This is a genomic window from Mesorhizobium sp. LNJC405B00 (assembly GCF_000502615.1).
Taxonomy (GTDB): Bacteria; Pseudomonadota; Alphaproteobacteria; order Rhizobiales; family Rhizobiaceae; genus Mesorhizobium.
On the sequence record NZ_AYWC01000051.1, the window covers coordinates 1 to 5,884 of the forward strand.

Here is a 5,884-nt window from a genome sequence, read left to right on the forward strand (position 1 = left end):
TCGGGCTCGCCCGCTCGGCGGCCGATGCGACGGAGTATTTCCAGATCCCGACCGGACGTGTGGTCGAGATCGGCACGCAGGTGGCGATCTGAGGTTTCCGGCAGCCTTTGACGCCACGCACCGGTCATTGCGGGGCAAGCCCTGCGCTGGGAACATGGTAGCCCTACCGTCACGGCACTTGATATTGCATCGCAGCAAGCGTAGAGCACCGCGCGCTTATCGGAGTGTCGTCCATGGCCCTTACCAATGCTGGTATTGAGGCAGAACCCGTCGAACAATCGAGCCATCCCGAAATCGAACAGCACAGCACCAAGTTTCTGATGCTGGGCGCGCTCGGTGTGGTCTATGGCGACATCGGCACCAGCCCGATCTACGCCTTCCGGGAAGCGCTTGTTGCGTCCTCCGGCGGCGAAATCGCCGAGCGCGGCGATATTCTGGGCGTGCTGTCGCTGATCATCTGGTCGTTGACGATTATCGTCACCATCAAATACATCATGTTCGTGCTCAGAGCCGACAACCGAGGCGAGGGCGGCGTGCTGTCGCTGATGGNTCGTCACCATCAAATACATCATGTTCGTGCTCAGAGCCGACAACCGAGGCGAGGGCGGCGTGCTGTCGCTGATGGCGCTGGCGCGCGGCAGTTTCCCGACCCGCTCGGCGATCATCCTGGCCATCGGTGTTGTCGGCGCGTCATTGTTCTTCGGTGACGCCGTCATCACGCCGGCAATCTCGGTGCTTTCGGCGGTTGAGGGCATGAATGTCGTTACCCCGACCTTCCAGCCCTACGTCGTGCCGCTGACGCTGGTCATCCTGGCGATCCTGTTTTCGGTGCAGCGCTTCGGCACCGGCGGTGTGGCGCTGATCTTTGGCCCGATCACGGCGGTCTGGTTCCTGGCCATCGGTCTTTCGGGCTTGAACCACATCATCGCCGATCCCGAAATCCTGTGGGCGGTCAGCCCGCACTACATCGTCGCCTTCCTGATCAATTCGCCCGATGTCGCCTTCGTCACCATCGGCGCCATCTTCCTCGCCGTCACCGGTGCCGAAGCGCTTTATGCCGATCTCGGCCATTTCGGCCGCAAGCCCATCGTGCTCGCCTGGCTGGCCATCGTGTTTCCCTGCCTGCTGCTAAACTATGCCGGGCAGGGCGCTTTCGTGCTGGCGAAGAACGGTCACGTCGGCCATCCATTCTTCGAGATGAACGAAGGCTGGACGCTGATCCCGATGGTGGTATTGGCAACCGCGGCGACGGTCATCGCCAGCCAGGCGGTCATATCGGGCGCCTTCTCGCTGACCAGGCAGGCGGTGCAGCTCAATATGCTGCCGCGCCTCGAAATCCTGCACACGTCGGAACGGCAGTCGGGCCAGATCTACATGCCGCGCGTCAACGTTATGCTGGCGTTGGCAGTGATGTTGCTGGTCGTCGGTTTCGGCGAATCGAGCAAGCTGGCCTCCGCCTATGGCATCTCGGTGACCGGCAACATGCTGGTGACGACGGTGCTGCTGTTCGTCGTCATGACGCGCATTTGGAAATGGCGCCTGTGGGTGGCGGTGGCGATGACGGCGGTGTTCGCGTTCATCGACATCGGCTTCTTTGCCTCCAACATCGTCAAGGTGTTCGAGGGCGGCTGGGCGTCGCTTGCGGTGGCCTTCACCATCGTTCTGGCGATGTGGACCTGGGTGCGCGGCAGCCGCTATCTGTTCGACAAGACCCGGCGCAACGAAATCCCGCTCGATTTCCTCGCCGGCAATCTGNATCGGGCTCGCCCGCTCGGCGGCCGATGCGACGGAGTATTTCCAGATCCCGACCGGACGTGTGGTCGAGATCGGAACGCAAGTGACGATTTAGGGCATGCCGCGGTTGAGAAGAATCGGTGCTGTCACATTGATTGAGCGGGTAAGGAAATCCAGGTAGCAGCGCGCCCGGCACTGTAAGTTTCAGCGGCTTGATGCACGCGATAGCTGGCCGGGACGGCTGTCACGCTGTGGCGACACACGCGATTTTGTTCAGATTTGCATGGGGGCGTTACGCAGGTCTCGATGTTGAGCCGATGACAGCGCATTGCAGGGAAAGTGAGCAGGTCGGCAATCGGATCATGGATGGAAACGAACCGCTGAAGCTGGCGTGCCGACTTGAAGCGTTTCATGATCCTTTCGCGTCGTCGGGTCGGCTGGTGCGAATTTTCCGCTCGATTATTCAGGCCTGTGTGCGACCGGTGTTCGACGCCGGGCATGAGGTCGCGCATGGCGGCATCATAGGATCGGAGCTTGTCGGTGATCATGATCCGTGGTGTCCGCCCTTGAGCTTTCAGCAACTTGCGCATCAGACGCTTTGCCGCCTTGGCATTTCGGCGGCTTTGTACCAGCACTTCGAGGACGAAGCCGTCCTGATCGACGGCACGCCAGAGCCACTGCTTCTTGCCACTGATAGCCACGACACATTCGTCGAGATGCCATTTGTCGCCCAGGCAGCCGGCTGATATTGATCTCCTGGGCGAAATGCCGTCCGAATTTCTCCGCGCAGCTTCGAACGGTCTGATGCGTGACGATGATGCCGCGGGCCGCCAGCATGTCCTCAACCATGCACAGGCTGAGCGGAAAGCGAAAGTAGAGCCATACCGCGTGCGCAATGATCTCGGGGGAAAGCGGTGGCGACCATAGAGCGGACCACGAGCAACTTCTGACATGGCCCAATGTAAGCACATCTTCATAAGCTGTCGGCTGACTTTACGGTGCCGCGCCAAGCGAGCAGCATCCGGCCGGCGGGGCCGACCCCGTCTCCCGGCCGTGAGCAGAACGGCATCACGCAGGGGCCGCTTCATCCTCGACGCGGCCAGCCTGCTTTGCCGTTACCGCCGCCGCCGAAAGCGCCAGGCGTTGCCGCCAGGCGCCGGTCCGCCGGCAGCGGTTCGTCTCCACCGATGATCCGATTGCCAACCAATTCCACTTTCCCCCATACCTGCGTAACGCCGCTATGCAAATCTGGACGAAATCGCGTATGTCGCCGCAGCATGACAGCCGTCCCGACCAGCTATCGCTGCATCAAGACGCTGATATCTTTACAGTGCCCGCACGCCTCTCGCGCGCCAACCGCCAGTAGGTGTCGCGAATTGAGGCGCGCTGAAGCCGTCCGGCTCAGCCGATCATGGCGCTTCGGTTGCCGGGTTCGAGGTCGTGGCCTCTGCCGCTGCGCGATTCTAGCAATTGCGCCTTGGAGAGCTCTGCTTCAGCCTCGGCGAGGCATGGCTCGGCTGCGGTTCTCTGCCGCAGAAGGTCCGATTGCGAATTCTTGACGTTGTCACGACGTAGGCGAGCGGCCTTGGCGAACGTCGGATAAGCGAAATGATTGACATCGGAGATGCCGCCCTTCGTTTCCTCGGCGTTTATCTGGAACTCCAGTTCTCGCGCCATGCGTTCGAAATCGGCAATCATGATGTCTAGCTGGTGCAACTGTCGTCGCTTCTCATTCACCTGAAATTGCTTCAGTCGGACCAGATTACCTCGTGGCTTCATGACTCGGTACTCCGGTACCCATTTCGTCCAATCAAACCGCTCTCTCCCCTTGACGTTAGGCCTACAGCGACTCTCACGTTTTCTGCTGCGAGCGGAAACATATTTTCCAAAATCCTTGGCCGATGGCTGTGAGTTCAATGCATCGACAAGCATGCGAGCGGGGGACTTAAGGGGCGGTAAAAAAAGGCGGAATAGGGCGATTTTCACAATGTCTGCATATGAACGCGTTGAGACCTGCGGCGGGCTTGACACACAAAGCAATCGTCAAGATTTGCGACATGGACGCCGGGTGGCATGAATACGCCCGCCGTCAGCTACACGCCCCCCGATTTGCGCCGCCTATTATCGCCCACGCGCTCTGGCTTTATTTCCGGTTTCCGCTGAGCCTGCGCCTGGTTGAGGAAATGCTGCTGGAACGCGGCATCGTGGTTTCGTATGAGACAAGTCGCCGGTGGGGCATCTAAGTTCGGGCTGGACTGCGCTCGCTGCTTGCGCCGCAAGCCGCCGTGCCGGAATGAGGTCTGGTACCTGAACGAAGTGGTCGTCACCATCGCCCGGCAAAAAGCTTTGGTTGTGGCGCGCCGTCGACCAAGATGGATATGTGCTGGACGAAATCGTGCAAAACCGCCGCAACACCAAGGCCGCCAAGCGCTTGCTGACGCGGCCGTTGAAGAAGCAGGGGCTCGCGCCGAAGCGCATGATCACCGACTAGCTGCGCTCGTATGTAGCGGCAAAGCGACAGGTGATGCCGGACGTCAAGCACCGGTCGCACAAGGGGTTGAACAACGGAGCGGAGAATTCCCATGTGCCGCCGCGAAAACGGGAGCGGATGATGCAGAGGTCCGATCGCAGGGAGGCCTGCAACGCTTCGTCTCGACCTTGTCAGCCCTCCGCAACCTCTTCGTCCCGCCCCAAACGTTCTGCTCTCGCCATACATGTTCATCGCCTCAGCGCGATGGCGCTGGTGATATCACGACGCGTTTGTACCGCTCGACCTACGCCACAGGTGCCGACGCTGTGACGAGCTTCGTCGGTCGCGTGTCGAGTGACGGCACCGGGGACAATTATCGTCGACCGCAGTCCATTGCCCAGACCAAGGCGCTTCTCGGCGTCGGCACGATGGCAAATCGCAGCGTCACGATCTCGGCCGCTGCCCCTTCTGGCGGCGTGGACGGTGATTTCTGGGTGCAGCCGTAATGGCCCTTTACGTCAAAGCCTCCGGGGTCTGGGGGGCGGCTAGCGCCGTATGGGTGAAAATCTCAAGCCTCTGGACCAAGGCTCGACAGGTCTATGTGCGCAGCTCGGGCGTCTGGGAGAAAATGTTCCCGATAGATCTGGTCTTCAATGGCACTCACGAAGACTCGACTGCCACGACCGTTTACACCCACACCAGCATTCCGCTTCTTGTCGCGCCACACGCTAATCGTCGTGTCATCGTGACAACTGAGACCACTGACACCGAAAGTGCAGTGACCGTCAACAGTATGACGATTGGGGGTGTGGCTGCCACCCTTCTCGCTCAGGTGGAAAGCATCTTCAATTCTGGTGTGGTCTATCTGTCAGTGTGGTCGGCCCTCGTGCCAACCGGTACGACGGCAACGATCGTGACCACGTATAGTGAGAGCGTGTTCCGTGACTACATGTCGGTCTATACGACCACCAATTGGGATGGTGTGGTGGGCACTGTTGCCTCTGACAACAATTCAACGGGTGGCCTGACAACGACCGTCAGCATTGGTGCCCTGGGCGCAGCGATCGCAATTGCGGGCAACGCCACCAAGGGGGCATCGGCACTGCGACATGGACCGGGCTGACCCAACAGTTCTCAAACACACCAGTCACGAATAGAAACCACAGCGGAGCAATGGCAATAGCTACCGCCGCCCAAGCTGCCCTCACCGTAACCTGTGCCTACAGCACTACTCCAGCACTTGTCGCACTGCTGGTGGTTCCGCGGTGCGCAACTCCTGACTGGCGACGGCGTCGGCGACATGCCTTACGGACTCGTATTGCCAGAGCTTGTAATCGTCGACAAACCAGCCAAGTCGGCTCTCGATCGCCGTAGCAAGCTCGTTATAGTCGAGGCTGTCGAGGCCGAGATCCCGCATTCTGGTTGTCATCGACACCTCTACTTTTTCGGCAACTAGAGCGTTGAGGGTTTTGAGAACCAGTTGTTCAATTTCAAGTAATGTCATCACTAATACATGCCTTTTGCTTGCAGATTCAGGTAATGCAACCCTGATCGGGGCGCAACCCCCAAAACGAGGTGTGCCGTTGAAACATGTTCTTGTCATTGACGATGATGCCGCAATGCGGCGCCTCATCGCCGAGTATCTCACGATGCATGCCCTGAAGGTAACCGCAGTCCACG

At 59.7% G+C, this 5,884-nt stretch carries 4 protein-coding genes and 5 pseudogenes; 5 read left to right on the forward strand and 4 right to left on the reverse strand.

Going from position 1 to position 5,884, the window contains the following annotated elements; translation table 11 throughout:
- Positions 1–233 precede the first annotated feature (233 nt).
- Positions 234–1,743 (forward strand): annotated as a pseudogene (locus X756_RS01000000166460) (KUP/HAK/KT family potassium transporter); the annotation flags it as partial.
- A gap of 264 nt (positions 1,744–2,007) precedes the next feature.
- Here X756_RS01000000166460 and X756_RS1000000168495 read toward each other — a convergent pair.
- The 3 genes and pseudogenes from X756_RS1000000168495 to X756_RS0136225 all read right to left on the reverse strand — a co-directional run bounded on the left by X756_RS1000000168495 (position 2,008) and on the right by X756_RS0136225 (position 3,513).
- Positions 2,008–2,687 (reverse strand): annotated as a pseudogene (locus tag X756_RS1000000168495) (IS6 family transposase).
- A 50-nt stretch (positions 2,688–2,737) separates the two neighbouring features.
- Positions 2,738–2,937 (reverse strand): annotated as a pseudogene (locus X756_RS1000000168500) (DUF1403 family protein); the annotation flags it as partial.
- A 198-nt stretch (positions 2,938–3,135) separates the two neighbouring features.
- Positions 3,136–3,513: a hypothetical protein gene (locus tag X756_RS0136225; RefSeq protein WP_023690673.1), complete on the reverse strand. Its 378-nt coding sequence runs from the start codon at positions 3,511–3,513 to the stop codon at positions 3,136–3,138.
- Between the two features lie 278 nt (positions 3,514–3,791).
- Here X756_RS0136225 and X756_RS01000000166465 point away from each other — a divergent pair.
- The 3 genes and pseudogenes from X756_RS01000000166465 (at position 3,792) to X756_RS136325 (ending at position 5,327) form a co-directional block, all read left to right on the forward strand.
- Positions 3,792–4,534 (forward strand): annotated as a pseudogene (locus X756_RS01000000166465) (IS6 family transposase).
- Positions 4,531–4,710: a hypothetical protein gene (locus X756_RS136330; protein WP_031194388.1), complete on the forward strand. Its 180-nt coding sequence runs from the start codon at positions 4,531–4,533 to the stop codon at positions 4,708–4,710. Before X756_RS01000000166465 ends, X756_RS136330 begins: the two are co-directional and overlap by 4 nt.
- Positions 4,710–5,327 (forward strand): hypothetical protein, encoded by a 618-nt coding sequence (locus X756_RS136325; RefSeq protein ID WP_023679572.1) that lies wholly within the window; start codon positions 4,710–4,712, stop codon positions 5,325–5,327. The genes X756_RS136330 and X756_RS136325 overlap by 1 nt, the downstream gene beginning before the upstream one ends.
- Before the next feature lie 105 nt (positions 5,328–5,432).
- Here the strand turns inward: X756_RS136325 and X756_RS1000000169625 are convergent, their stop codons facing one another.
- The gene (locus X756_RS1000000169625; protein WP_348529842.1) at positions 5,433–5,807 is read right to left on the reverse strand and encodes an acyl carrier protein; all 375 of its coding nucleotides are present in this window, start codon (positions 5,805–5,807) and stop codon (positions 5,433–5,435) included.
- Between X756_RS1000000169625 and X756_RS1000000169210 the strand changes: the two are divergent.
- Positions 5,788–5,884 (forward strand): annotated as a pseudogene (locus X756_RS1000000169210) (DNA-binding response regulator); the annotation flags it as partial. The gene X756_RS1000000169625 and the pseudogene X756_RS1000000169210 sit on opposite strands and share 20 nt — an antisense overlap.